We start from the raw sequence: 253 nt of genomic DNA on the forward strand, positions 1-253 counted from the left end.
CGGTCTTGAGCCCGAACTTGGTGCCCCGGTCATAGACCAGGTTAGACTCGGCATAGAGGCCGCGATGGACCAGCTGCGCCTCCTTGTCGGCGTCGGTCCAGGGCAGGTTGCGATTGCGCTCGGTCACCGGCAGGAAGGCCGGCAGGAAGGCGCGGCCCACGTCCTGGGTGAAGGCGAAATCCGCCTCCCAGTCGCCGGTATTCCGGTCGTCGTAGAAAATGCCGCCTACGCCGCGCGCGCGCCCGCGATGGGG

At 68.0% G+C, this 253-nt stretch carries 1 protein-coding gene; it reads right to left on the reverse strand.

Annotated elements, in window-relative coordinates; translation table 11 throughout:
* On the reverse strand, window positions 1-253 hold a 253-nt coding region (locus E0702_RS17980; protein ID WP_132045846.1), incomplete at both ends, for a coproporphyrinogen III oxidase.

The sequence above is a fragment of the Halomonas marinisediminis genome (assembly GCF_004347715.1).
GTDB classification, from domain to species: domain Bacteria; phylum Pseudomonadota; class Gammaproteobacteria; order Pseudomonadales; family Halomonadaceae; genus Halomonas; species Halomonas icarae.